General features: G+C 68.4%; 20 protein-coding genes. 10 read left to right on the top strand and 10 right to left on the bottom strand.

Annotation, left to right across the window (positions count from 1 at the left end; genetic code table 11):
* Positions 1–57 precede the first annotated feature (57 nt).
* Positions 58–5,067 (bottom strand): alpha-2-macroglobulin family protein, encoded by a 5,010-nt coding sequence (locus KCG34_RS18405; RefSeq protein WP_211937076.1) that lies wholly within the window; start codon positions 5,065–5,067, stop codon positions 58–60.
* A gap of 177 nt (positions 5,068–5,244) precedes the next feature.
* Here KCG34_RS18405 and KCG34_RS18400 point away from each other — a divergent pair, with 177 nt between their 5' ends.
* A complete protein-coding gene (locus tag KCG34_RS18400; protein WP_211937075.1) occupies positions 5,245–5,604 on the top strand; it encodes a DMT family protein in 360 nt (119 codons plus the stop codon).
* Between the two features lie 39 nt (positions 5,605–5,643).
* Here the strand turns inward: KCG34_RS18400 and KCG34_RS18395 are convergent, their stop codons facing one another.
* Entirely contained in the window at positions 5,644–6,087 is a 444-nt protein-coding gene (locus KCG34_RS18395) for a DUF3833 family protein (protein ID WP_211937074.1), read from the bottom strand.
* A gap of 267 nt (positions 6,088–6,354) precedes the next feature.
* Between KCG34_RS18395 and KCG34_RS18390 the strand changes: the two genes are divergently transcribed.
* Positions 6,355–7,167, top strand: coding sequence for a crotonase/enoyl-CoA hydratase family protein (locus tag KCG34_RS18390; RefSeq protein WP_211937073.1), 813 nt, complete (start codon positions 6,355–6,357; stop codon positions 7,165–7,167).
* A 7-nt stretch (positions 7,168–7,174) separates the two neighbouring features.
* Here the strand turns inward: KCG34_RS18390 and KCG34_RS18385 are convergent, their stop codons facing one another.
* Together KCG34_RS18385 and KCG34_RS18380 are read right to left on the bottom strand one after the other, a co-directional pair.
* Positions 7,175–7,579 (bottom strand): metallopeptidase family protein, encoded by a 405-nt coding sequence (locus KCG34_RS18385; protein WP_211937072.1) that lies wholly within the window; start codon positions 7,577–7,579, stop codon positions 7,175–7,177.
* Positions 7,572–8,117, bottom strand: coding sequence for a hypothetical protein (locus KCG34_RS18380; RefSeq protein ID WP_211937071.1), 546 nt, complete (start codon positions 8,115–8,117; stop codon positions 7,572–7,574). Before KCG34_RS18380 ends, KCG34_RS18385 begins: the two co-directional genes overlap by 8 nt.
* Before the next feature lie 176 nt (positions 8,118–8,293).
* Between KCG34_RS18380 and KCG34_RS18375 the strand changes: the two genes are divergently transcribed.
* Positions 8,294–10,624 (top strand): PAS domain-containing sensor histidine kinase, encoded by a 2,331-nt coding sequence (locus KCG34_RS18375; protein ID WP_211937070.1) that lies wholly within the window; start codon positions 8,294–8,296, stop codon positions 10,622–10,624.
* A gap of 15 nt (positions 10,625–10,639) precedes the next feature.
* Here the strand turns inward: KCG34_RS18375 and KCG34_RS18370 are convergent, their stop codons facing one another.
* The 3 genes from KCG34_RS18370 to KCG34_RS18360 form a co-directional block, all read right to left on the bottom strand.
* Positions 10,640–11,782 carry a glycosyltransferase gene (locus tag KCG34_RS18370; protein WP_211937069.1) on the bottom strand — a complete coding sequence of 381 codons (1,143 nt, stop codon included), beginning with the start codon at positions 11,780–11,782 and terminating at the stop codon, positions 10,640–10,642.
* A gap of 97 nt (positions 11,783–11,879) precedes the next feature.
* Positions 11,880–13,010 (bottom strand): glycosyltransferase, encoded by a 1,131-nt coding sequence (locus tag KCG34_RS18365; protein WP_211937068.1) that lies wholly within the window; start codon positions 13,008–13,010, stop codon positions 11,880–11,882.
* 157 nt (positions 13,011–13,167) lie between these two features.
* The gene (locus tag KCG34_RS18360) at positions 13,168–14,196 is read right to left on the bottom strand and encodes an endonuclease/exonuclease/phosphatase family protein (protein ID WP_211937067.1); all 1,029 of its coding nucleotides are present in this window, start codon (positions 14,194–14,196) and stop codon (positions 13,168–13,170) included.
* Between the two features lie 152 nt (positions 14,197–14,348).
* On the opposite strand from KCG34_RS18360, the gene KCG34_RS18355 reads away from it, so the two are divergent.
* The 7 genes from KCG34_RS18355 to KCG34_RS18325 all read left to right on the top strand — a co-directional run bounded on the left by KCG34_RS18355 (position 14,349) and on the right by KCG34_RS18325 (position 21,491).
* Positions 14,349–15,206, top strand: coding sequence for a metallophosphoesterase family protein (locus KCG34_RS18355; protein ID WP_249138073.1), 858 nt, complete (start codon positions 14,349–14,351; stop codon positions 15,204–15,206).
* A 593-nt stretch (positions 15,207–15,799) separates the two neighbouring features.
* Positions 15,800–16,480 (top strand): sugar transferase, encoded by a 681-nt coding sequence (locus KCG34_RS18350; RefSeq protein ID WP_249138072.1) that lies wholly within the window; start codon positions 15,800–15,802, stop codon positions 16,478–16,480.
* A gap of 96 nt (positions 16,481–16,576) precedes the next feature.
* Complete coding sequence (locus tag KCG34_RS18345; protein WP_211937065.1) at positions 16,577–17,770, top strand: AGE family epimerase/isomerase; 1,194 nt, start codon at positions 16,577–16,579, stop codon at positions 17,768–17,770.
* Between the two features lie 16 nt (positions 17,771–17,786).
* Positions 17,787–18,716 carry an NAD-dependent epimerase/dehydratase family protein gene (locus KCG34_RS18340; RefSeq protein WP_211937064.1) on the top strand — a complete coding sequence of 310 codons (930 nt, stop codon included), beginning with the start codon at positions 17,787–17,789 and terminating at the stop codon, positions 18,714–18,716.
* A 184-nt stretch (positions 18,717–18,900) separates the two neighbouring features.
* A complete protein-coding gene (locus tag KCG34_RS18335) occupies positions 18,901–19,911 on the top strand; it encodes a GDP-mannose 4,6-dehydratase (RefSeq protein WP_211937063.1) in 1,011 nt (336 codons plus the stop codon).
* Between the two features lie 32 nt (positions 19,912–19,943).
* A complete protein-coding gene (locus KCG34_RS18330) occupies positions 19,944–20,933 on the top strand; it encodes a GHMP family kinase ATP-binding protein (RefSeq protein WP_211937062.1) in 990 nt (329 codons plus the stop codon).
* Between the two features lie 15 nt (positions 20,934–20,948).
* Positions 20,949–21,491 carry a TetR/AcrR family transcriptional regulator gene (locus KCG34_RS18325; protein WP_211937061.1) on the top strand — a complete coding sequence of 181 codons (543 nt, stop codon included), beginning with the start codon at positions 20,949–20,951 and terminating at the stop codon, positions 21,489–21,491.
* A 7-nt stretch (positions 21,492–21,498) separates the two neighbouring features.
* Here KCG34_RS18325 and KCG34_RS18320 read toward each other — a convergent pair whose 3' ends face one another.
* From KCG34_RS18320 to KCG34_RS18310, 3 genes are all read right to left on the bottom strand, one after another.
* Entirely contained in the window at positions 21,499–22,878 is a 1,380-nt protein-coding gene (locus KCG34_RS18320) for a methyl-accepting chemotaxis protein (protein WP_211937060.1), read from the bottom strand.
* A 116-nt stretch (positions 22,879–22,994) separates the two neighbouring features.
* Complete coding sequence (kynU, locus tag KCG34_RS18315) at positions 22,995–24,227, bottom strand: kynureninase (protein WP_211937059.1); 1,233 nt, start codon at positions 24,225–24,227, stop codon at positions 22,995–22,997.
* Positions 24,228–24,251: 24 nt separating this feature from the next.
* Positions 24,252–25,682 (bottom strand): M20/M25/M40 family metallo-hydrolase, encoded by a 1,431-nt coding sequence (locus KCG34_RS18310; protein WP_211937058.1) that lies wholly within the window; start codon positions 25,680–25,682, stop codon positions 24,252–24,254.
* Positions 25,683–25,692: the final 10 nt, after the last annotated feature.

Here is a 25,692-nt window from a genome sequence, read left to right as displayed (position 1 = left end):
GCTTCGCCGCGGGCCCCTCCTTCTCCCGCAAGGGGAGAAGGGTTTGGGCGCCGCGGATCACGGCGACGCCGCCTGGATCGCCACCCGGTCGCCGGCCGAGCGGCCGTAGACCTCGGCGTGGTACATGTCGCGGGCCTCGACGCCTGGCAGATAGAAGGCGCCGGGAGTCACCGCGCGGGCTACATAGGCGACGGTGAAGCCCTTGTCGCCGCCCAGGGTCATGGCCGCCACGTAGCGGTCGTCGCGGGCCTCCTGGGCGCTGGGTGCGTCGATCCTGCCCAGGAAGCGGTAGGGCCCGTTGGTCGAGCCCTTGGAGCCGTTCCCCTCGCCGTCGGCGGGACCGAGCTTGGTCTCGATCTCGAACCCGGCCGGCAGGGGATCGTCCAGCACCAGGGCGGTGGTGCGTGACTGGTGCGACTGGCCCGACAGCTCGACGATCACCCGATCGCCCTGCATCAGCCGTGACAGGTCGGCATGGGCGCCCGAGAGCGTCCAGTAGCTGGCCTCGACGCTGACGCCATGGGCTTCGGCCGGCGGCGAGGCGAGCGGCACGCCGCGGACGGTCACCGTCCGCCAGATCGCCCCGCGCCCGGCGTTGACGAACCGGGCCGAGGCCAGCCGCCCGACCGACCAGCGCGGGGCGCCGGCGGCCGGGGCCATGACGTAGGCGCCCTGGGCCTGGATGCTGGGCTGCCCGGAAACCTTGAGCATGGCGTGGGCCGCCTGCAGCAGCCAGGACTGCTCCTGGGTGTTCAGCCGGTCGGGATCCTTGGTCTCGTTCTCCAGCCGGCCTTGCAGGCTGCGGGCTATGCCGATCTCGCCGGCCTCGTAGGCATAGGCGATGACGCCGGCGAGATCGCGCAGGGGGCTCTGGTACCAGTCGTTGGGATCGCTGTAGCCCAAACTATTGGCCGCCTGCTGCAGGGCGTCGTGGGCGCGGGCCCGATCGCCCATTAGGGCGAGGCCGGCGCCGACCTGAGCCTTGGCCAGGGGCGAGGCCTCGTTCTTCATTTGCACGTCGTGCCACCACCTCAGCCGCGCCAGGTCCCCGCGCCCGGCCTTGGCCAGGACGTAGAGGGCGTAGGCCGAGGCGCGGCTGCGCAGCCGCTCGCTCGCCCGCTTCGAGGCGTCTTCGGTGGCCAGCCACCAGGGCGGATAGGCCATCTGGTAGCCGACCGAGGCGAAGCCCTCGGGGCGGGAGATCTGGCGCATGGCGCCCAACGCCCGCTCATAGGCGGTGTCGGGGATGGCCGCGCCCTGGGCCTTGGCCTCGACCACCAGGTCGGTGGCGTAGGCGCCGAGCCAGGGGTCGGCCTCGCCGTCGCCGACCCGCCAGAGGCCGAAGGCCCCGTCCATGGTCTGGCGATCCAGGAGGCGACCCACCGCGTCGTCCAGGGCGGCGGTGGAGCGACGCATCCGGGGATCACTCGACAGCTCGGCCGCATAGAGCAGCGGATAGGCGGTCGAGGTCAGCTGCTCGGTGCAGCCGTATGGATAGCGGGCCAGGGCCAGGGCGATGGCCCCGGGGTCGAAGCCGCGGAACGGCGAATAGCCGACCTGCATCGTGACGCTGCCGGCCGCCAGGCCCCGCATCATCTCGGGCGAGGGCGTATAGGCCTCGCCAGGCTGCTGCAGGGCGGTGAAGGTCCGGGTGACCGGCCCCCAGCCCAGCCGGGTCTCGATCGGGTAGGTCTTGGTGGTGGTGAAGCCGGGTCCGCTGACGGTGAAGCCGACATTGCTGATCCCGGAGACGCTGGGGGCGCTGATCGGGGCATGCACGGCGATGCGCTGATTGTGGGCCAGCTGGAACAGCTTCTGGAACGGCGCCAGGACGCCGCCGTCGGCGAACAGCCTGGCCAGATAGCCGCCGACGCGGCCCTCCAGGTTGTGCAGCTCCAGCGTGGCGAAGGCCTTATCGCCCGGCGAGAGGAACCGCGGCAGGTTCAGATCGGCCACCACCGGCTGGCGCACGGTCACCGCCTGGGCCGCAGAACCCACCGCCAGGTCGGTCCAGGCCACCGCCATCACTCGAAGCTCGCCGTTGAAGTCGGCGGCCGGCAGGCGCACCACCGCCTTGCCGTCGGCGCCGGTCTCGACGACGCCCGACCACAGGGCGACGGTCTTGATCGGGGTCTTGGTCAGGCCCTCGCCGCCCAGCTCGTCACCGCCGAAATTGACCGCCGCCGGGGCCCCGAGGTTGGGGTCCAAGAGGCGCCCATAGTCGTCGCGATAGTTCAGGGTCAGGGCCCGTTTGCCGAAGTACCACTTCAGGGGGTCGGGCGAATCCTGCTTAGTCAGCCGCAGGATGCCCTCGTCCACTGCGGCTATGGTCAGGTGGGCGCGCTGGCCGAACTTCAGGCCATGCACCGTCACCGGCACCTTGACCTCGGCCTTGGAGTCCAGCTTGGCCGGAACGCCGAGATCCAGGGTCAGCTTCTGGTCCTTCGGGTCCAGAGGCACATAGACCAGACCCATTGCCCGGCGCGGCCGGGGGGTCTTGGCCGGGTCGCGCGGCTGGATCACGCTGACCAGCACATAGGCCCCGCCGCCCCAGGCGGCCGAGGTCTTAAGCCGCACCGTGGCGCCGCCCTCGCCGATGGTGAGGGTCTTCAGATCGATCAGCCGGTCGGTAGCCACGGCCACCTGAGCCTCGCCGGCATAGGGCGGCTTGATGGTCACCTCGACCGTGTCGCCCTGGGCCCAGGTCTTGGTTCCGGCGCTGACGCGGGCGACGTCGGGCGCGTCTTCTGCCTTGGCCGGGGCGCCCCAGCCGGCGGAGAAGCGGATCAGGCTCTTCGAGCCCTTGCCGTTGTCGACCTCCAGCCGGTAGTCGCCCCAGCCCAGGCGTCGGTTCAGGTGTAGCGAGCCGTTGGCCCCGATCGAGACCAGGCCCTTGTCGACCACCGCGTCGCGGCTGGTGCGCCGCCACTGCCAGCGGTCGTTCTGCTGGTACCAGTCGTAGTTCCAGCGCTCAGCGATCAGGGTCCAGCCCACCCCTTGGGCGCCCACGCGGCGGCCCTGGGCATCGACGGCGATCACGTCCAGGCTGACCGGGGCGGCTTCGCCGCTTCCCATTTCGCCCTGATCGACCTTGACCCCGAAATAGAGCGGCAGGGTGCGGATCTTCAGCGACGCGCTCTCGCGCACCGGCCGGCCGCCCGGCTCGAACACCGAGGCGGTGACGGTGGCGGCCAGGGGGACCCGGACGTCGCCGGCCTCGGCGGTCGAAAGGTTCAGCACCGCCGCGCCGGAGCCGTCCGTGACCGTGGTCCCGAGGTCGACCAGCTTCTCGTCAAAGGCGTTCTGCTGGTCGCCCCACTGATAGTCCTTGTACTGCGGGAAAGGGTTGGGGTCGGCGTGCAGCCGGGCCTCGCCCTGGGTCTGCAGGCCCGCGCCCGGCGCGCCGTAGAGGAAACGGGCGCTGACCGGGATCTTCCGCGTCTCGCCGCCGGCGAGGGCGACGCCGGGATTGGCGTTCAGGGTCACGGCCAGGCGCTGGGGCACGAAGTCCTCGACCGAGAAGCTCAAGGCCCCGACCGGCTCTTCGATCCCCTCGGCCATCAGCTCGGCGCTCCAGCGACCGCGCGGCGCGGTGGCCGGCAGGACGATGTCCTGGGCCAAGACGCCGGTAGGGGTGCGCTGGAAGGCGATCTTCTTGAACTCGACGCCCGACGGCCGCTTGACCACCAGATAGCCCTTGCGGCCGTCCACCGCATGGGCCAGCCGATCGCGCACCAGGGCGGTCAGGCGCACGGTCTCGCCGGGGCGATAGATGCCGCGGTCGGCGTAGAGATAGGCGTCGATGTCGGCCTTGGCCTCGCGGCCGGTGAGGTCGGGCGCATTGCGGCCGCCGACGCCCTGGCTCGACAGGTCCACCGGCGAGCGGTCGAGGTCCAGCACCGCGAGGTCGCCGAGCGAGCCGTAGGCCATCACCATCTTGGCCGCCGAGGCGCCGTCGCCCTTCAGAAGCGGGCGGGCGAAACGTACGCGGCCCTGCGCGTCGCTCGTCGCGCTCGCCAGGTCCTCGCCGTTCTTGGCCACCAGGGCCACGCGCACGCCGGACAGGATCCTGGCCGTCTTCAGCGAGCGGACCACAACGTCCAGGGCTTCGGAGCCGTCATAGGCCGACAGGCCCATGTCGGTGAACATGATCCAGCGGCGCGCCTGGGCCGGCGGGTTGTTGTCGACCGGCCGGCCGTCCTCGTTCTTCAGGTCGCGCCCGCCCGAGGCGTCGCGCGCCTTGATCACATAGCCGCCGGGCTTCATCTCCTTGAGCACTGCGCCGAGCGGGAAGACGGTGGTCACCTTTTGACCCGCCTGGCCCTGGACCTTGACCTCGCCCTTCCAGACCACGCGGCCCTCGCTGTCGGGGCTGTCCTCGCCGTAGTCATAGGCGTACTCGCCTTCGGCGGTGGGGTCGGGGGCGCTGATCTCGCGGCGGACCAGGTTGCGGTCGGGCACGCGCCAGACCTCAATGGCCAGCTTCTGCACGTTCAGGGTTTCGATGCCGACCCCGTCGCTCTCGTCGCGGGGCAGGATCACGCCCGTGCCGGCGAAGCCGACATAAGGCGGTTTGTCGCCGAACACGAAATCGACGTCGGCGTTGGCGGTCAGGGTCTCGCCGGTCTTGGCGGGCAGGCCCTTCAAGAGGGTGACGCGGTGGTCGACCAGGTTCAGCCCGCCGACGCAGAGCTCGTCATTATTGACCTTCACCCCCGGCGGGTGGCCGAGGTCGGGGGAGACCAGCACGAAGTCGGCATAGCTGCGGGTCGGGTCCAGCTGCCGGCTCATCTCGATGCAGCCCTGCGCGTCCGGCCGGCTGGTGTCGATGCGCTGCTTCCAGACGGCGAACCCGTCTGGCTTGGGCGGGGCGGCGCGGGCCGCCGAGGCCGCGCGCGGCTTGCCGAAGAACGGCCACGATAAGCCCTGGTCCGCCGGCGCAGCCTGGCCCGGGGCGGCGCCTGTCGCCAGCCGATGCGTATCCGCCAAATGCATCGTCAGCGCCCCGCCGCCGAAGCCGAGCGCCGCGATCGCCACCGCAGCGGCGATCATCACCCTCCGATCCATGGAAGTCTCCTCCCCCAAATCGGACCCACGCCGAAGGGGAATTCGATGGAAGCTCAGCCTTTGGGGGCGGTCAATTGGGCCGCAGGCGGCGTGACATATATGTCCACAGTGTTGCTGTGGCGCATCAGATTCGGTGCAGACTTGACGGCTCGGAGCAGCTCGGCAGAGGTGTCGTTCATGCCTCCGATGCTCGCCCGAACGGCCCCGATCGTCATGCTCCTATGCTCCAACGTGTTCATGACCACAGCCTGGTACTGGCACCTCAAGTTCGAGGACCGCCCGCTATGGCTGGTGATCGCGGTCAGCTGGGGCATAGCCCTGTTCGAATACTGCCTGGCCGTGCCGGCCAACCGCTGGGGCAGCGCGGTCTATTCCGCGGCCGAACTGAAGGCGATCCAGGAGGTGGTCACCCTGGTCGTGTTCGCAGTGTTCTCGGCGGTCTATCTGGGCCAGAAGCTGTCGCCGATGCAGGGCGCGGGCTTCGCCCTGATCGCCGCCGGCGCCTGGTGCGTGTTCAACGGCGCCGCGAAGGTTTGAGGAGAGCCACGGAACACCTCTCCCATGAGAGAAGGGAATTTAGGCCGCCTCGGGCAGGCGCTGCAGCACCGCACGGGTGCGGCGATAGGGCAGGCCCAGCAGCTTGGCGCGGCCCTCCAGGCTGACGCTGCCGTCCGGGTTCTGGCGCAGGTCGATCACCGTGCGCGGGCCGGCGATCTCGGTCCCGCCGCCCATGGGGGCGTCATAGACCAGACGGACGCGGTTCTCGCTCACCTCGGCCCGCACCCTGGCGCGGCGATCGGTATCGTAGCCGACCAGCTTGCCGCGGGCGTCGACCTGGATCGCCCAGTTGCGCCGCTCGGTGCGGCCGTCGGCGAAGATGCGCAGTTCATCCAGGTGCAGGGCGTCGTGCCCCATCGACCATTGTCCGAAATATTCAAGCCGGACGGTCTGCACCTCGCGGCCGGCGAGGTCGGTGACGACGCCGTCCCCCGACAGGGCGCCGATCAGAATCTGCTTCATGCGGCCCAAGTCTCCCGCTACCAGCTGGCGAAACTGCTTACGAATCCGACGCCTGTCCGATTCGTGTTTGCGCTGGCGGAATAAGTGATAGCCCCTGCGAATCGGTTTTTGGAACGCGGCGGAGCGTCGCGGCCAAGCTGTCGCAGGTCGATTCCGGACAAGCCCAGCCAGCATGGTTCACGCTGCGAAACGGCATTCCCTTTTACGGCGGGCGATCTAGAAAGGTTCCCAACAATCGTTTGGATCGAGACGGAGGGGACGCGGGCCATGGACCAGCGGGTGACCATCGAGATTATTGACGGCGTGGCCGATGTGCGCCTGGTGCGGGCGGACAAGATGAACGCCCTGGACAACGCCATGTTCGACGGCTTGGTCGAGGCCGGCGAAACCCTGAAGCTGAACAAGCAGGTGCGCTGCGTGGTGCTGTCCGGCGAGGGCCGCGCCTTCTGCGCCGGGCTGGACGCCAGCAATTTCGGCCGCATGGCCGGAGGCGGCGGCGGGGGCGAACCGGAGAATGCGACCTCCCGCCTCGGCCCGCGCACCCACGGCATTTCCAACCGCGCTCAATACGCAGTCTGGGTCTGGCGCGAGCTCGAGGTTCCGGTGATCGCGGCGGTGCACGGCTTCGCCTATGGCGGCGGCTTCCAGCTGATGCTGGGCGCCGACATGCGTTACGTGACCCCGGACGCCAGGCTGTCGATCCTGGAGATCAAGTGGGGCCTGGTCCCCGACATGGCCGGCACCCAGCTGATGCGCCACCTGGTGCGCGAGGACCTGGTGCGCGAGCTGACCTACACAGGTCGCATCTTCTCCGGCGCCGAGGCGCAACAGATGGGCTTCGCCACCCGCGTCTGCGACGATCCGCGCGCCGAGGCCCTGAAGGTCGCGCGCGAGATCGCCGGCAAGAGCCCGGACGCGATCCGCGCCGCCAAGCGCATCTACAACGCCGCGAACTACCGCTCGGCCGCCGACGGGCTGATGGACGAATCCATCGAGCAGTCGAGCCTGATCGGTTCGCCCAACCAGGTCGAGGCGGTGAAGGCCAATCTGGAGCAGCGCGCGCCGCGGTTCGCGGACTGAGGTCGCCTCAGTCCGCCGCCTCGATGGCGTCGATGTCGTCGTCGGACAGGCCAAAGTGGTGGCCGATCTCGTGCACCAGCACGTGGCGGACCAGTTCGGCCAGGGTGACGTCGCCGCGCTCGGCCCATTCGTCCAGGATCGGCCGGCGATAGAGGAACACCATCGCCGTCTCGGGCGCCGGGTCCAGCACGGAACGGCGGATCAGGTCGATTCCGCTGTAGAGGCCGGTCAACCCGAACGGGTCCTCTATGCCGAGCCCGGCCAGCACCTCCTCCTCTGCGAAGTCCTCGATACGAAAGGCCACCTCGCCGGTCAGGCGGCGCACCTCGGCCGGGAGTTCATCGAAGGCGATCTGGGCGATGGCGGCCAGGTCGTCGAGCGACGGCGCGAGCAGAGGCGCGGCCTCACTCATCTGGCATCAGGATGTGCGGCGCCTCGGGCGGGCGGACTTCGAACAGGCCGATGTCCAGCGCCTTTTGTGGCTTGGCTGCGCGCATGGGGCGCTCCATCCGCTCGAGCAAGGCGGCGTTGCGCTCGGCCGGGGGCGGCTCGGCCGCGACCTCGGGCGCGATCCGCCAATAGCTGATCGACAACCGCCAGACCGTCTTGGGGCGGCTGCGCGGAGTCGGCCAGCGGCGGCCGTCGCGATAGACCGGCTTCAAGGGCAGAGCGCCCCGTCCCGGCGGCGGGGGCGGCGCATCGACCACCTCGCGCAGCAGGCAATAGCGGTCCTCGGGCGGGACGCCGCCCGCCCCGTCTTCCTCGATATGGCCCTTGAAAGCGGCCAGGGCCGCCTCGCGGGTGTCGAAGGCCGGGCCGACCATTTCCTGGGCGAATTTGACGCCGCTGTGCGCCAGGGCCTGAGCCTCGGCGGCCCGCGCGGCGCGGCCCAGAGGTCGCGACAGGGCGGCCTCGGCGTTGCGGGCGACGGGATAGAGTACGGCGGTCATCGAGGTCTATTCTGGCTGCTTGGCGCGGCGGAGTCGAACCCCAACCTAGATGTCTGGGGTGAAGGAAAGGCGCCGCAACAAGCCGCTCCCCATCGGCCTGCGCAACGGTCTATGCTGACGCTGATGATTCTGAGGCTATCGACGCCCCCGCTCGGCCCACGGAGCGGCCGAGGCTGATGGCGGCGACCGACCTGATCATGGCGGCGCTGTTCGGGTCTGTGTGCCTGGCCATAGGCGCGACCCTCTGGGCGCTCTATGTCAGCCGCAGAGCCGGCGGCCAGGTCGCCGAATACCGCTCGAGGCTCGACCGGCTGGAGGGCCTGGCCGACGCCACCCAGGCCTCGGCCGAGGCCTTCGACAGCGCCATGATCACCATCGAGGGGGGCGTGGCCAAGCTGGCCTGGGGCGGCGACACCCTGAGCCTGTGCGCCGAGGTGCTGGGCCTGCCCGAGGCCGAGCTCATGGTTTCGCCGGCCCAGGTGATCGACGCCCTGCTGGCCGCCGATCCCGGCCAGCGCAGGCGGCTGGGCGCCCTGATCGAGGCGGGCGAAGCCTGCGCCTTCCAGGTGCGCGGGCCCAAGGGCATGGTTTCGGTGGATGGCCGCTCGGCCGGCGCCTGCGCCTGGCTCAAGCTGCAGCCCATCCTGGCGGCCGAGGGCGGGCTGCCGCCGGCCGCCCGCTTCGCCGTGCTCCTGGATGCCCTGCCGGAACCCGCCTGGGTCTGCTCGGCAGGCGGCGCCCTGGTCTGGGCCAACCAGGCCTGGCTGGACGCCACCGAAGCCGCCTCGCTCGAGGACGCCATCACCCGCAAGCTGGTGTTCGACCGCGCCGCCGTGGGCCTGGTCAGCGAAGCCGCCGCCGCCGGCGAGCCGCGCCAAATCCTCCGCTGGGCGCCGGTCAAGGGCCAGCGTCGCGCCTTCCGCATCACCGCCCAGCCGCTCGAGGGCGGCGACATCGGCGTCTGGGCCCAGGACGTCACCGAGGCCGAGGACACCCGCGAAGCCCTCAAGCGCCACGTCGAGGCGCACGACGAGACCCTGAACCATCTGGGGGATGCGGTGGCGATCTTCTCCGCCGCCAAGCGCCTCCTGTTCCACAACACCGCCTTCGCCCAGCTCTGGGGCCTGGAGCCGGCCTGGCTGGCCGAGGGGCCGAGCCACGCGGAGGTGCTGGACCGCCTGCGCCAGCGCCGCCGCCTGCCCGAGACCGCCGACTACAGCCGCTGGAAAACCGGCGAGCTAGCCTGGTACGAAACCCTGGGCCCCGCGCCGGACGACCTATGGACCCTGCCGGACGGGCGCACCCTGCGCGTCGTACGCCAGCCGCACCCGCTGGGCGGCCTGCTCCTGCTGTTTTCCGACATCACCGGCGAGCTTCGCCTGAAGGCGCAGTACAACGGGCTGATCCAGGTGCAGCAGGCGACCCTGGACAAGCTGTCGGACGCGGTGGCCGTGTTCGGCTCTGACGGGCGCCTGCGCCTGCACAACGAGGCCTTCGCCAAGTTCTGGAACGTGACCTCGGCCCAGATCGAGACCGCCGCCGACTTCGACGGCGTGGTCGAGCTATCCATGCCGCGGCTGCACGACCAGCAGTTCTGGCGCGAGCTGAAGGGCCGGGTGACAGATCCCGACCCCCGCGCCCGTTTCGCCATTTCCGGCGAGGCCAAGACCTCGGACGACCGCATCGTCTCCTACCAGTCGCGGCCCCTGCCGGACGGGGCGACCCTGGTGGCCTTCGCCGACATCACCGACACCCGCCGGCTGGAGCGGGCGGTGGCCGACCGCTCGGCGGCCCTTGCCGAAGCCGAACGGCTGAAACGCGATTTCGTCGGCAATGTCTCCTACGAGCTGCGCACCCCGCTGACCACCATCCTCGGCTATTCCGAGCTTCTGGACCGCGCCGGAGATGCGCTGCCCGAGCGGGCGCGTGGCCATGTGGCCGCGGTGCGCTCGGCCGCCAACCAGCTGGCAGGCTCGATCGACGACGTGCTGGACATCGCCCAGATCGACGCCGGCGAGATGGCGCTGGAGCTGGGCGACGTGCGCATCCCGGAACTGCTGGCCGAGGCCGAGGCCCGCTGGGCGCGGCAGGCGGCCGATGTCGGGGTCTCGATCACCGTCGCCTGCGAGAAGGACATCGGCCTGATCCGCGCCGACAACCGCCGCCTCGGCCAGATCCTGGATCACCTGGTCGAAAACGCCATCGACCAGACCCCGCCCGGCGGCAAGGTGGCGCTGAGCGCGCGCCGAGCCCACGGCGAGGTGCAGATCCAGGTCTCGGACACCGGCCGCGGCATTCCTTTCCACGTCCAGGCGCACATCTTCGACCGCTTCGTCGGCCGCGAGCGCGGCGGGCCTGGTCTGGGCCTGGCCCTGGTCAAGGCGCTGATCGAACTGCATGGCGGCTGGGTGGCGCTGGAGAGCGAGCCGGGGGCCGGCGCCACCTTCACCTGCCACCTGCCGGAGACCGCCTATGAGGCGGCGGCGGGGCAGGCGGAATTGTTCTGAGAACCCTGAAAAGCCCTAAGGCTCGCGGACCGAAGCCGCTGGAGTCCAGACCGTGTAGGTGCGGTTGGTGAAGATGGCTTCCAGGATCCCCCGCGCCACGCCTGCCAGCGAGATCGCGGCCATGGCCATGAACCGGGCGGGGCCGAAATTAAACGCCACCCCGAGGGCGAACAGGGCCACGCAGGCCACGACCAGGCCCGCGGTGACGATCGGCCCCAGCCACAGTCCGATCAAGCCGAGGGCCGACAGGCCCGCCAGCAACGCCGTGAATGGCGTCATCCACTTCAGCACCCGGTGCGAGATGTATCCGTACAACTGCGACGGCGGCAACCGGCGGAGGCGTGGCCAAAGGGTGCGGTGCACGTTCCAGGCCTGGCAGGCGATCCGCGCCTTGCGCCGGAATTCCTCCCGCCATTTCGAGGCGCCGCGTTCGTGGACGGTGACGTCTGGAGCCGAGATCACCCGTCGGCCGGTGGTGACCGCGGTGAGCGAGACATAGAGGTCGTCGATCAGGTGGTTCGGCGCGTTCTCATAGGCGGCGCGGTCGATCATGAACAGGGCGCCGTCGACTCCCATCAGCCCGATCGTACGGCTTTCCAGTTCCTTGATCGTCTCTTCCAGCGACCAGTAGACCGCTCCCGCCACGGCGATGCCGGAGTCGTCCTCGCCCACATAGCGCAGCCGGGCGGAGACGCAGCAGACATTGGGGTCCTTGAAGGACTCGGCCAGGCGGATCAGGGAATCGACGGGCGTCTCGACATTGGCGTCGGTGAAGGCCAGCAGGGGCGCTTCGGTCTGGGCCACCAGAAGATTCAGCCCCGCGGTCTTGCCCGCGCGGGCGGTTGAGACGGTCAGGTGGATGCGGTCGGCATAAGGTTGCAGCAGTTCGGCCGTGCGGTCCTGGGCGCCGTCGACATAGACGTAGATTTCGGCCGGGCCATAGGCGCGCGCCATGGCCAGCAGGCTCTCGATCTTGGCGACGATCACCTTCTCCTCATTGAAGGCCGACATGCAGACCGCCAGCGGCGGGCGCGTCCAGGTGATGGCGCGAGGATTGGCCGACGGCCGCGTCATCAGGATCAGCGACAGCGGGTAGAGGGTGTAGGGCCAGGCGGCCAGCACCATGAACAAGAGAAAGGCGCCGAGCAGGATCGCCATCAACCGCCCCTCTTCCGGCGCCTCGGGCCGCGACCGAACAGTCGCCCTGACAGCGCTGCCCGATCAGGCCTTTCCTCATCCTGCATCACTTGAGGCGTCATCGCGTCTGAATCGGCTGCCAGCGTTGGTAGGTGCGTCCGCGCCAGGCGTCGTACACGCCAAGTCCGGCGGCGCATATGGCCCGCACGGTCTCGTAGGCATGGCTCAGCCCCGGCGCCTGGATCTTGGAGCTGAGCCAGAAGATCGCCGCCGCCGCCAGGCAGAGCACGAGCGCTGCGACAACATTCCAGGCCATGGCGATGAAGATCAGGCTGAACAGGATGCACAGCGACCCCGTCGCGGCGCCATACCACCTGAGGAACCGGTGCGAGATGTACTTGTAGCGGTTCATCAGGCTCATCCGCGCGAGCTGCGGGCTGAGATAGCGATGGCTGGAATAGGCGCGGCAGGCGATGCGCCGCTTACGCCGGAACTCGTCCTCGCTGGCCACGGCCGAGCGCTCGTAGGCGACCACGTCCTGAACGCTGATGATGCGCAGGCCCGCGAACAGCACGGACATGGAGACAATGAAGTCGTCCAGGAGATGCGTCGGCACCTCCGGATAATAGGCCAGCCGGCTGGCGAAGATCGAGCCGTCGGCGCCCATGGTCGAACCAGTGCGGGCCTCGCGCTTCTTGATCAGCTCCTCCAGCCGCCAATAGGCGGAATTGGTGCCCGCCGTCGCGCTCTCTTCGGGGTTGGTGTAGATCAGCGTGCCGCAGACGCAGCCGACCTCGGGGTCCAGGAAATAGCGCAGCATACGCGGGATCGAATCCGGTTCGACCATCACGTTGGCGTCGGTGAAGATCATCACCTCGGTCTTTGCGGCCGCTGCGAGCCGCGCCATGCCGGCCGCCTTGCCGGTGCGCTCCTCGGCGGCGGTGACCTCGATCAGGTCCGGGTGCGCCCGCAGCAGCTCGAGCGTGTTGTCTGTGCTGAGATCGACATAGCAGGCGAACTTGATGTCGGGCGCCACGGCGCGGATCGCTCGGAGATTCTCGAGCTTGGCCGGAATCGAGGCGGCTTCGTTGTAAGCGCAGAACACCAGGGTCGCAGACGGCGTGGGCTTGGACGAATCGGGCTTGATCGGCTTGCGGGGCAACAGCAGCAGGGACATCGGATAGAAGACGTAGGGTTGCAGAAACAGCAACCCAAAGGCAATGGCCAGCCCAAAGAACACCATCATCATGCGGTCTTTCCCCGCGTCCCGCTCGGACACCATCGCGTCAGAAGGACTGTCTATATCCTTCGGACGAAATCAATCCCATTCAGCCAAGCGAAATCGCGCTCCCGATCGGTGCGCGCCGGCCTCGGCGGGAAGCCAGCACAAACGGCCTCCGGCGCGCTCATTCGACCGGCGAAAGCGTCACCAGCACGCCGAAATGGTCCGATCCTGTCCGCGGCCCTCGCCTCACCGACACGGTGCGCCATCCCCGGCCGGCATAGACCTGATCGATGGGCAGAAGCGGCGCCGGGATCAGGGGCGCCGTCCGTGTCGGCAGCCGATTCGGCCAGGTGGCGAGGCCGTGAGTGCGGCGAACCAGGCCGGCCTGGCGATCGAACCGGCGCAGGGCGAAGGACCAGGGCGTCAGGTTGAAGTCGCCGCCGAGGACCGCGTGGTCCTGGTCCAGAGTCTTCAGGACGGCCACGAGGCGCGGGATCTGGGTCCGTTGCAGGTCGCCGGTCCAGGGGTGGGCCAGCTTGCTCGAGACGACGTCGAAAAGCGGCAGCCCCGGAGCGTCGATCTGGGCCCGCACCATGGCCAGCCGATCCCAGTCCGGCGCCTTCCAGCCACCCTGGTGGAACGACCAGGCGCTGATGGGCAGGCGGGAGACGATGGCCAGCGAACACCAGCGATTGGCCAGGGTGCAGTCTGCGTGAAAGGGATAGGCCCGCTCCAGGTCGCGGGCCACAAGCCGGGCCCGGGGATTGTTGAGTTCCTGCAGCAGGATGATGTCGGCGCCGCTTCCGGCCAGGGCGGCGGCTGTTGCGTGCGGGTCCTGGTTGGCTTCCCAGACATTCTGGGTCAGCACCGTGACGCTGGGACCCGGGCGAGGCGCTGCATCCAGGGACTGCAGCCACTCCGGCGCGGCCCGCGCGCCGGCGCCCAGAGCCCCGGCCAGGCCGAGCACGGCCAGCGCCCTGGCCCCTGGGAGTCCAGGCGTCAGCCAGCCGATCGCCACCGCCGCGATCCCGCCCAGGGCGAACAGCGGCGTTACGTGGTTCAACAGGTCGAGGAACCGGCTCCAGGCGCCAGCGGCCGACAGTAGTCCCATCAGGCTGAGGCCGGCGGCGACGCCGGCGACGAAACTCAGGGCGAGGCCCGGCGTCGAGCGAGCATGCAGAAGCCCGGGATCCTGATCTGGCTTTGGCATTCTCGGTCTGTTCGCACTCGACTTGGCGTCGCCCGGGCCGGGCTCTAGCACGAAGCGGTGGGCGACTTCTTTCACCTGCCCGATAATTGTCCGCCAGGGCGAGCTTTTGTTATTTGTTCGGCGCCAATCTTGCTCTTCGCCGCTATCATGCCGTGCGAGCTTTGCCGTGCGCCTCGCGGCGCGCACAGGGGTTCGAGCGTCAGAACGACGACCGATGTTCAGGAGCTGAAGACATAAAACTCTGGCCCTTCCGCACCCAGCCCAAGGTCGAGGCCCCGCCGGCGGCGAGCACCGGCGGACGGCTGGTCTATGCCGTGGGCGACATTCACGGGCGGCTCGACCTGCTGCAGCGCCTGCTTACGGCGATCAGCGCCGACGCGGTGCAGACGCACAGCAATGAGCGCCCGCTCGTAGTGTTCCTTGGCGACTACATCGACCGCGGCGCCGAGTCCCGCGGGGTGATCGACCAGATCCTGACCCTGCGCCGCCAGGGCCGGTTCGAGGTGCGCTGCCTGAAAGGCAACCACGAACAGGCGCTTCTGCAGTTCCTCGAAGACCCGGGCTTCGGCCCGGCCTGGGTCGGTCACGGCGGCGGCCCCACCCTGATGTCGTACGGTATCGCCCCGCCCCAGATGCGCTCGGACGAAGAGGGCTGGGAAGCCACCCGCCTGGCGTTCCGCGCAGCCTTGCCGCCCCACCATCTGGCGTTCTTCGAGACTCTGGAGCTGTCGCTGGTGGTTGGCGATTACCTGTTCGTCCACGCCGGCGTCCGCCCGGGCGTGCCCCTGACCGACCAGGCCGAACAAGACTTGCTCTGGATCCGCGGTGACTTCCTCAACGACCCGGGCGGGTTCGAAAAGATGATCGTGCATGGCCATACGCCGGTGGACCGGCCCTATATCGGCCGCTCGCGGATCGCCGTCGACACTGGCGCCTACGCCACCGGCCTGCTGTCGGCGGCGCGGCTGGTTGGTCGGGAGCGGGACTTCCTGGAAGCGCGCGCGGCCTAGGCCGTAGCGCGACCTCCGATCAAGACACTGATTCCAGGCGTTTTTGCTGAAGCTTGTTCAGGTGTACCGGGTTCAGACCGCCTTTGCGGGGAAGCGTTGCTTGTGTGATCGCACTCAGATCTGCGACCACAGTTTAGATTTCAGATGTGGACAATGCGTCGCAGGACCTGATTTTGCTTGATTTGCGGTTCGCCTCATGCGCGAATCCCAAAACGGGACGAGGAGGCTGGCGTCGGGGCCGGCCCGGGAGACGCATATGGATTGGGTTCGCTCGCCGATCTGGCGTTGGGAGCGGTTTGCAGCGCTCTCGCTGAATCTTCTACTTTGGATGGACATTGTCCGATTCGTCACACTTGTGACGCGAGCACGCATCTGAACGCGAATGTTGCGGCTTGGTTCCGCGAAAACTCAAAAATATTTCTTTTTTGCATGGGCTTAGCAACTCCCTGAATTTTCAGGGCTGAGGCATGGCGCCCCCGAAGGTCAAGTTCGCGCCGGGCTAGATTCTGGTTGACCGGCGCTCGCCGATCCTGGCTTTTTCGATCCAGTTCGCGCTGTTGCGATGCAACATGAGGACGACTGGGAGGCTCTGCTTGTCGCAGATCGGTTCGACCGAGGTAAGACCGACGCCCTTTCCCGCCGCGGAGGCGGCTGGCGCTTCGACCACCCTGGACCTGGAATTCCTGATCAATCTCGTCCTCGCCTCGGCGCTGCTGGTGTTCTTTGCGCCGCTGATGCTGGGGGTCGCCGCCGCCGTGTTCCTACAGGACGGTGGACCAGTCATTTTCGCTCACAGGCGCGTGGGTAGGGGCGGGCGCATGTTCCCCTGCCTCAAGTTCCGCAGCATGGCCAGCGACGCCCAGGAACGCCTGCAACACCTTCTGGACAGCGACCCGGCGGCGAGGGCCGAGTGGGAGCGAGATCACAAGCTAAGGAATGATCCGCGGATCACCCGCCTAGGCGAGGTGCTTCGCCGCTCCAGCCTCGATGAACTGCCGCAGTTGTTCAACGTCATGAGAGGCGAGATGAGCTTGGTCGGTCCGCGGCCGATCGTGGAGGCCGAGGCGCGCCGCTATGGCCGCCGCGTTCGCGAATACTGCTCGGTGCGGCCGGGCATCACCGGCCTGTGGCAGGTGAGCGGGCGCAACGACACCTCGTATCGCCGGCGCATCGCCATCGACGTGGTCTATTCGCGCCGCAAGTCGGTGCTGCTGGACGCCCGCATCCTGGTGATGACCGTTCCGGCAGTGCTGCTGCGTCGTGGCTCCTACTGAAGCGCCAGACGACACAGATATCGTGCGCCGGGCCCGATACTTGCAGCCGCCGAGGCGATCGGCCATAGCCGCCATGCTTGTCGCGCGGAGCCACCCATGACCACGATCGATCGTCAGTCGCCTTCCGCCCGGACGGCGGTCGCGCCGCGCTTCGACGACGTACGCCGCTGGGCGTTTGAGCGCGCTCTGCCCTTCTGGTCCACTGTCGGGCGTGATGGCGATCAAGGTTTCGTCGAGCACCTCACCCTGGAAGGCGTTCCGGCTGACGTGGGCTACAAGCGCCTGAGGGTTCAGGCCCGGCAGATCTATGTGTACAGCCACGCCTCGATGCTGGGCTATGCCGACGGGCTCGTGGCCGCCGAGAACGGCTGGCGGTTCATGCTGCGTCACGGCTGGCTCGCCGACGGGGGCTGGGCGCGCCGGCTGGGCCGCGAAGGCGGCGTGGTCGATCCCACGGTCGACCTCTACGACCAGGCTTTCGCCCTGTTCGCCATCGCCTGGTGGGTCCGCGCCAGCGGCGATGTGGCGGCGATCGGGTGGGCCGACCGCACCCTCGCCGCGATCGACGCCCATCTGGCCCGTTCAGACGGCCGCGGCTGGCACGCCGAAGCGCCGCATCCCGCCGAGGCGGTGCAGAACCCGCACATGCACATGGTCGAGGCGCTGCTGGCGCTCTACGAGACCACCGGCGCCGAGCGCTTCGCCGCCAAGGCCATCGAGATCGCCGACCTGATGCGGTCCACCTTCTTTGACGCCAAGACCTCGACCCTGGCGGAATATTTCGACCAGAACTGGCGCCGTCAGCCGGGCGAGCGCGGGCGGATCATCGAGCCCGGCCACCAGTTCGAATGGGCCTGGATCCTGCGCCACCTCACCCGGTTGACCGGCGCAGACTTCGCCGACACCGCGCACGGCCTGTTCGCCTTCGCCGAGGCGCATGGCGTCGATCCGGCGAGCGGCCTGACCTGGGATGGGGTGCTGGACGATGGCTCGCCGTGCGACCGCACCAGCCGTTCCTGGCCGCAGACCGAGGCGCTGAAGGCCCACCTGGCCGAGATCGAGTTCAACGGCCGGCCGCTCGACGGTCGCCCGGCCCGGATCGTCGCCAATCTGCTGGACCGCTTCCTGGACAGGCCGGTCCCCGGGGCCTGGGTCGATCACCTCGACGAGCGGGGCGCGGTGATCACCGACAAGGTGCCGGCCAGCACCCTCTACCATGTGTTCCTGGCGTTCAGCGAACTGCTGCGGCTCGAGCCGACCCTGAACGCCCAGCTCAACCAAACCGCCTGACGGAGATATCGCGACGATGAAGGTTCTGGTCACCGGCTCGACCGGGGTGGTCGGCTATGGCGTGCGCGAGGCGGCGAAGGACCGCAGCGATCTGGCGTGCGTCTACCAGCGGCGCGAGGACTGCGACCTGATGGATTTCGCCGCCACCAAGGCCTACCTGGCCGAGGTCAGGCCCGACGCGGTGATCCATCTGGCCGCGCGGGTCTATGGCATCCAGGGCAACCTGAACAACAAGGGCCTGTCCTATTTCGAAAACTGCATGATCAACACCCATGTGGTCGAGGCCGCGCGCCTGGCCGGGGTGAAGCGGTTCGTGGCCATGGGCACCGGCGCGGTCTATCCGGAGCTGGCCGGCGGCGCCCCCCTGTCGGAGAACGACATCTGGAGCGGTCCGCCGCATGGCTCGGAGGACAGCTACGCCCACGCCAAGCGCGGCATGCTGGCCCAGCTGGACGCCTATCGCACGCAGTACGGCTTCGATTCCGCGTTCTGCGTCTCGTGCAACATCTTCGGCCCGCACGACCGTTTCAACATCGCCGAGGGCCACGTGACCCCCTCGCTGATCGCCAAGTTCGAGGAAGCCAAGCGCACCGGCGGCAAGGTCTCGATCTGGGGGAACGGCAGCGCGGTGCGCGACTTCCTGTTCTCCTACGACTGCGGCGGGGCGATCCTGGCGGTGCTGGACAGCGGCATCCAGGGGCCGGTCAATTTCGGCATGGGCGAGCACGTCGCCATCCGAACCATCGTCGAGGGACTGGCCGAGATCTACGGCTTCGGCCCCGAGCGGCTGGATTGGGACGCCTCCAAGCCCAATGGCCAGGCCAAGCGCGTCTATGACCTGACCCGGCTGAACACCACTGGCTTCAAGCCTAAATACACCCTGGCCGAGGGCCTGAAGATCACCGCCGACTGGTACGCCGCCAATCGCGAGCACGCCCGGACCTGAGACCGGTTCGCAGCTGGCGCCGATCTTGCGGCGCCGACTGAGCAGATCGCAGGCTTCCCGCTTTCGCGGCGGGTTTACTACCGGTCGGCGCTTGTTCGTCTCAGTTAGTCTTTGTAAAAGTCCAGCCGCTATACCGACCGCAACCCAGGTCGCAAAGTCGTTAACGAGAGTGCAGGAAATCTAGATGACCAAGCGCGCCCTGATCACCGGTATTACCGGTATGGTGGGATCCCATCTGGCCGACTATCTTCTGGAACACACCGACTGGGAAATCTGGGGCATGACGCGCTGGCGCAGCCCCATGGACAATATCCGCCACCTGATCCCGCGCATCAACGACAAGGACCGTGTATTCCTGATCCACGGAGACTTGCGCGACAGCGCCTCGCTGTTGCAGGTGATGGATGAGGTCCGTCCGGACTATGTATTCCACCTGGCGGCCCAGAGCTTCCCGCGCACCAGCTTCGACGCGCCGATCGAGACCTATGACACCAACATCCTGGGCACCAGCCGCCTCCTGGAAGCGGTGCGCAAAACCGGGATCGATCCCTGGATCCACGTCTGTTCGTCCTCGGAAGTTTTCGGCCGGGTGCCGAAGGAGAAGGTTCCGATCAACGAGGAGGTCTCGTTCCACCCGGCCTCGCCCTACGCCATCTCCAAGACCGGCACCGACCTGGTGGGCCGCTTCTACGCCGAGGCCTATGGGCTGAAGACCCTGACCACCCGCATGTTCACCCACACCGGCCCGCGCCGGGGGGACGTGTTCGCCGAGTCGACCTTCGCCAAGCAGATCGCCCTGATCGAGCACAATCTGTCCGAGCCGGTGGTGATGGTCGGCAATCTGGATTCGCTTCGGACCTTCGCCGACGTGCGCGATGCGGTGCGCGCCTACTACATGCTGCTGACCCACAATCCGCAGGCCGGCGAGTACTACAACATCGGCGGCGACCACGTGGCCACGGTGCGGGCGATGCTGGACACGCTGTTGTCCTATTCGACCGTCTCCAACATCCGCGTCGAGGTCGATCCGGCGCGGCTGCGCCCGATCGACGCCGACCTGCAGGTGCCCGACACCAGGAAGTTCCGCGATCACACCGGATGGGCGCCTGAGATCTCGTTCGAAAAGACCATGCACGATCTTCTGGACTATTGGCGCGATCGGGTCGGGCGCGAAGGCGCCTTCCTGAAACGCTGAGACCTGAAGAAACGCTGCAAAGGGCAGGCTAGATGATCACCACCAGGACGCCGCTGCGGGTCAGCTTCTTTGGGGGCGGCACCGACTATCCGGAATACTACGAGAACCACGCCGCCGCCGTCCTCGGCACGGCGATCGACAAGTACGTGCACATCAGCGCCGTGCCGCTGGAGCGGTTCATGGGCTACGGCTTTCGCCTGTCCTATCGGATCATCGAAGAGGTGCAGGAGATCGACGAGATCGAGCACCCGGTGTTCCGTGAGGTGTTCCGCATGCTGGGCCTGGAGCGCGGCTGGAACATCGGTGTCCTGACCAGCCTGCCCAGCCGCTCGGGCCTGGGTTCGTCGTCCAGTTTCACCGTGGGCCTTCTGAAGCTGATCGGGCACCTGAAGAACATCAGCTATACCCGCTACGATCTGGCCCAGACCGCAATCCACGTCGAGCGCGAGATCCTGAAAGAGAATGTCGGAGTCCAGGACCAGTTGCACGCCACCTTCGGCAGCCTGAACCGCTACGATTTCGACGGCCAGCAGTACCGCATCACCCCAGTCCGCCTGAGGGCTGACGTGCGCGATGCGATCAACGAGTCCATGTACCTGGTGCACACCGGCATCGCCCGCTTCGCCTCCGAGACGGTGAAGGAGCAGATCGAGAACACCAAGTCGGGCAAGATCGAAAAGTCGCTGGACCATCTCTATACGATGGTCGGCCAGGGCCAGAGCCTCCTGGAAAGCCAGCGCGGCGACCATGTGCTGAAGGACCTGGGCGGCATGCTGCACGACGCCTGGTCGACCAAGCGCAGCCTGTCCAAGACCGTCTCCACCCCGCTGATCGACGAGCTCTATGACGCCGCCCTCGCGGCCGGTGCGCTCGGCGGCAAGCTCTGCGGCGCCGGCGGCGGCGGGTTCCTTCTGCTGCTGATCCCGCCTGAGCGCCGCGACGCGGTGGCCGCGGCGCTCGGCGAGCGCCAGCTGATCCCGATCCGCATGGACGATTCCGGCTCGACCCTGATCGCCAGTTAGGGCCGAATGGCGGGGATGGATTCACCCGCCCCCACCACCAAGGACCTCTTGACCGAAGCCGCCGCTGCGGAATTCCGCGAGCGCGGCTTCCAGGGCACCGACAGCAACAAGATCGCCCGCCGGGCTGGCTTTGCGCCCCAGACCTTCTATCGCTGGTTCAAGGACAAGACCGAGGTCTTCGTCGCCGTCTATCGCCTGTGGGAGGACGAGGAACGCCGCTTCATCGGCGAACTCGTGCGCCAGGGCGCCGGCGAGGCGGCGATCGTCGAGGCGGCGGTGAAACATCACCGCGACTACCTCCATTTCCGCCGCAGCCTGCGCCGCCTGTCTCTGGAAGACCCCGAGGTGCGCCAGGCCCGCGCCCAGAGCCGCCTGCGCCAGGTCGAGCGCCTGCACCGCCATTCCGGGTCCGGACTGACCCGCGAGGAGATCGCTGTGCGGCTGCTCGAACTGGAACGCCTCAGCGACGCCCTGGCCGAGGGGGAGCTGGCCGACATGGGCCTGGACGAGGCGGCGGCGCGGCGGCGGCTGGTGGAGATATTGGCGGAGATGCGTTAACCGCCCCTCAAGCGCTCCAGCGCTGCTCTTCGACAGCCTCTTCCAGCGCCGCTTCCCACTCCGAAACAGGACCGGCGGCCTCGCCCTTGAAGCGGGCGATGGAGGCGGTCAGCCCGCCGGCTTCGCTGGCCAGGGCCTGGCTGGCGGCGTTGGCCTCAGCGACCATGCTGGCGTTGTTCTGGGTGATCTCGTCGATCTGGCGCACCGCCTGGTGGATGGCGGCGATGGACTGGGCCTGGGCGCCCGAGGACTGGGCGATGCCGGCCACCAGCTCGCTGACGTGGCCGACGCGCTGGACCACGTCGTCCAGCAGCTCGCCGGCGCCATGCACGTGGGCGCCGCCATTGGCGACCTCGTCATTGGCGGTGGTGGCCAGGTCGCTGATCTCGCGCGCGGCGGCGGCGGTGCGCTGGGCGAGCGCCCGCACCTCCTGCGCCACCACGGCGAAGCCCTTGCCGGACTCGCCGGCCCGCGCCGCCTCGACCCCGGCGTTCAGGGCCAGCATGTTGGTCTGGAAGGCGATGTCGTTGATGACTTCGCTGATGCGGCTGATGTGGCTGGAGCTGGCCTCGATGCGCACCATGGTCTCGCTGGCGAGGCGCATCACGGCGCTGGAGCGTTCCACGGCCGCCTTGGCCAGGTCTGCGACCTCCAGGACCTCGACGGCGCTGCCGCGGGTGCGGCCGACCTCGTCCTGCAGCTCGGCCAGCGAGCCGGCGGAATGGCGGACCGACACCGCCTGCTGGTCAGTGCGGGAAGCCAGCTGCTCGGCGGCGCGGGACAGCTCCATGGCGCCCTCGCCCACCGCCTTGGTGGCCTCGAGGATGGAGTCCATCACCCGGCCCAGCGCCTCCATCGAGGCGTTGAAGTCCACCCGCACCTGGTCGACCCGGTCCGGGAAATGGGCGTGCAGGCGGATGGAAAGGTCGCCGATCGCCAGCCGCTCCAGGGCGTCGCCCAAGCAGCCGATGATCATGTCGCGCTCCTGGCCGGAGCGTTCGGCCTCAATGGAGCGGGATTCCAGTTCGGCCTGATAGCACTTGATCTCGTGCTCGTGGGCGCTGTTCAGGCTGAGGCCGCCGTGGGCGGCCTGGCGCAGCTCGTCGATGGTGCGGGCCAGCTCGCCGACGTCGTCGGCGCGACCCATAAGGTCCAGGGGCTGAGGCGCGGTCTGCTCGGATTGGGCGAAGCGCGACAGCCGGCGCATGGGCGAGAGGGCGAAATGGCGGCCGGCGGCGAACAGGGCAAGGCCGGCGGCCGCTGCGCCGAGACCTTCGGCGACCGGAAGCCAATGCGCGCACGCCGCGCCGAAGCCCGCGGCCGCAAGGACGGCGGCGGCGGCGACGGTGCGGCTAGAGCGCCAGCGCAGCCCCTTCAGCAAAGCCAATCTCGGTACGAGCTCCTACCCTCGGTCGGAGCATTGTCCTCAGCAGCCATTAACGATGAGAAAATCGCCGACGCCGGGCGCTCAGCCTGCGACAAGTTGTCAAGCTGGCGGGCTGATCAGGTGACCGCGGCGACCTGTTTGAAGCGCTCTTCGCGCCATTCCTCACGCTGCATCACCTGCACCAGGTGCTCGACCGCGTCCCAGATGTCGAGGAAGCGCACATAGAGCGGGGTCAGGCCGAAGCGCAGCACTTGCGGCGCGCGATAGTCGGGGATCACCCCGCGGGCGATCAGGGCCTGGACGATGGCGTAGCCTTCCGGATGGGTCCAGCTGAGCTGGCTGCCGCGCTCGGCCGGATTGCGCGGGCTGACCAGGGAAAAGCCCAGGCCGGCGCAACGCGCATCCATCAGGGCGATGAAGAGCTCGCCCAGGGCCACTGATTTAGCCCGGACCTCGGCCATGGTGACGCCGTCGAAGGCGGTCAGAGCTCCCTCCAGCGCGGATAAACCCAGCACCGGCGGGGTGCCACACAGCGCGCGCTTGATCCCGTTGGCCGGGGCGAAGGCATCGGAAAACTCGAAGGGCGCGGCATGGCCCATCCAACCGGTTAGGGGCGAGCGGAACGCCGCCTGATGCCGGCGGGCGATGAAGGCGAAGGCCGGGGCGCCCGGCCCGCCGTTCAGGTACTTGTAGCCGCAGCCGACCGCGAGATCGGCCTTGGCCCCGTTCAGGTCGACCTCGATGGCCCCGGCGCTGTGGCTGAGGTCCCAGATCGCCAGGGCCCCGGCCGCATGGGCCTTGGCGGTCAGGCCGGCCATGTCGTGCAGCCGGCCTGAGCGATAGTGGGTCTGGGTCAGCAGCAGGGCGGCGACGCTCTCGTCCAGGGCGGCCAGGATCGCCCCCGGCTCCACGACCCGAAGCTCGACCCCTGGCAGAAAGGCTGCGAGGCCCTGCAGCATGTAGAGGTCGGTGGGGAAATTGCCCGGCTCGGTGACGATCACGCGACGCTCGGGGCGCATCGCCAGGGCCCCGGCCACCAGCTTGAACACGTTGATCGAGGTGGAGTCGGCGGCAGTCACCTCGTCCGCCTCGGCGCCGATCAGGGCGGCGATCTTCGCCCCTACCCGGGCCGGCAGGTTGATCCAGTCGGCGCTGTTCCAGCTGCGGATCAGCCCCTGGCCCCACTCCTGCTCGGCGGCCTCCCTTAGGCGCGCCTTGGCCGCATGCGGCAGGGCGCCCAGGGAATTGCCGTCCAGATAGATGACCCCCGCCGGCAGGTCGAACAGGGCGCGGCGGCCGGCCAGGGGGTCCCTGGCGTCAAGGGCGGCGCAGTCTTCACGTGTGGTCATGACGGCCGCCCTCCTCTGCTGTCTCTACTGCTTCTGCATGGCGTAGAGCTTGACCACCTCATAGAGGAAGTCGCGGCCATTATAGAGCGAGGTCATGCGGATGCGCTCGTTCAGGCCATGCACGCCGTTGCCGTCCGGATCACCGAACATGCCGGTCACGCCATAGGTCGGGATGCCCACCGGGCTCATGAAGGCGCCGTCGGTGGCGCCGGCGGTCAGCACGGGGATGATCGGGGTTCCCGGCCAGATCTTGGCCGCCACGCTCTCGATCGGCTGCATGATCGCGGGCGTCAGGGGCGGCGGGGCCTTGGTCACCTCGCTGCGGGCGCCCTTCAGGGTGACCTTGACCTCGGGATCGGCGACGATCTTGGTCAGCACGTCACCGACGGCCTGGGCGCTCGTCCCGGGGAAGATGCGGCAGTTGATGTTGGCCCGGGCGCGCTGGGGCAGGGCGTTGGTCGCGTGGCCGCCGTCAATCATGGTGGCGACGCAGGTGGTGTGCAACATGCCGTTATAGCCAGGGTCGCTCTCCACCGTCTCGGCGGCCTTGGCGTCGGCGGGGTCCTTGACCAGGGCGGCCATGGCCTGGCCCATCTCGCCACCGACCAGGGGGGCCATGCGGGTGAAATAGGCCTTGGAAGCGTCGGTGAACTCCAGCGGGAACTCGTACTGGCTGATCTTGGTCAGGGCCGCGGCCAGGTGATAGATGGCGTTGTTCTTGGACGGCCTGGAGGAATGGCCGCCGGGATTGGTCACCTCCAGCTGATAGTCCTGGGGGAACTTCTCGCCGGCCTCGATATTGAGCGCGATCGGCTTGCCGCCGGCGTCCAGCCGCCCGCCGGCGCCCTCATTCAGGGCGAAGGCCGCGTCGATCAGGCCGCGCTCGTGCTTTGAGAGGTATTCGGCGCCGTTGAACGCGCCCGAGGTCTCCTCGCCGCAGGTCAGGGCCATCTTGATGTCGCGGCGGGGCTTGAAGCTGCTGGTCTTGAGGCGGACCAGGGTGTCGACCCAGACCGAGGCCTCGGCCTTGTCGTCGCTGGCGCCGCGCCCGTAGTAGTAGCCGTTCTCCTCCACCAGGGTGAAGGGATCGCGCACCCAGTCCGCCCGCTTGGCCTCCACCACGTCGATGTGGGCCAGCAGCAGCATGGGTTTCACCTTGGCGTCGGTCCCGTGCAGCACGGCCACGAGGCCGCCTTCCTTGGGATGCCCCTCGGCCTGGAACAGGTGGATGTCGGCGTCGGCATAGCCGGCCGCCTTCAGACGCGCGGCCATACGCTCCGCCGCCAGGGTGCAGCTGCCGTCGGAAAGCTCAGTGTTGGTTTCCACCAGCTCCTTGTAGAGGTCGTGGAAGGCGACCTGGTCAGGCCTCAGCGTCGGCGTTGGGGCCGACTGGGCGTGGGCGAGACCAGGCAGGGCGCCCAGGGCCAGACCCGCCAACAGCAGCATGGATCGCATCAAACAACTC

The sequence above is a fragment of the Phenylobacterium montanum genome, assembly GCF_018135625.1.
GTDB classification, from domain to species: Bacteria; Pseudomonadota; Alphaproteobacteria; order Caulobacterales; family Caulobacteraceae; genus Poindextera; species Poindextera montana.
The sequence above is the reverse complement of the archived record's forward strand: the minus strand, read 5'-3'. Positions and strand labels throughout refer to the sequence as shown.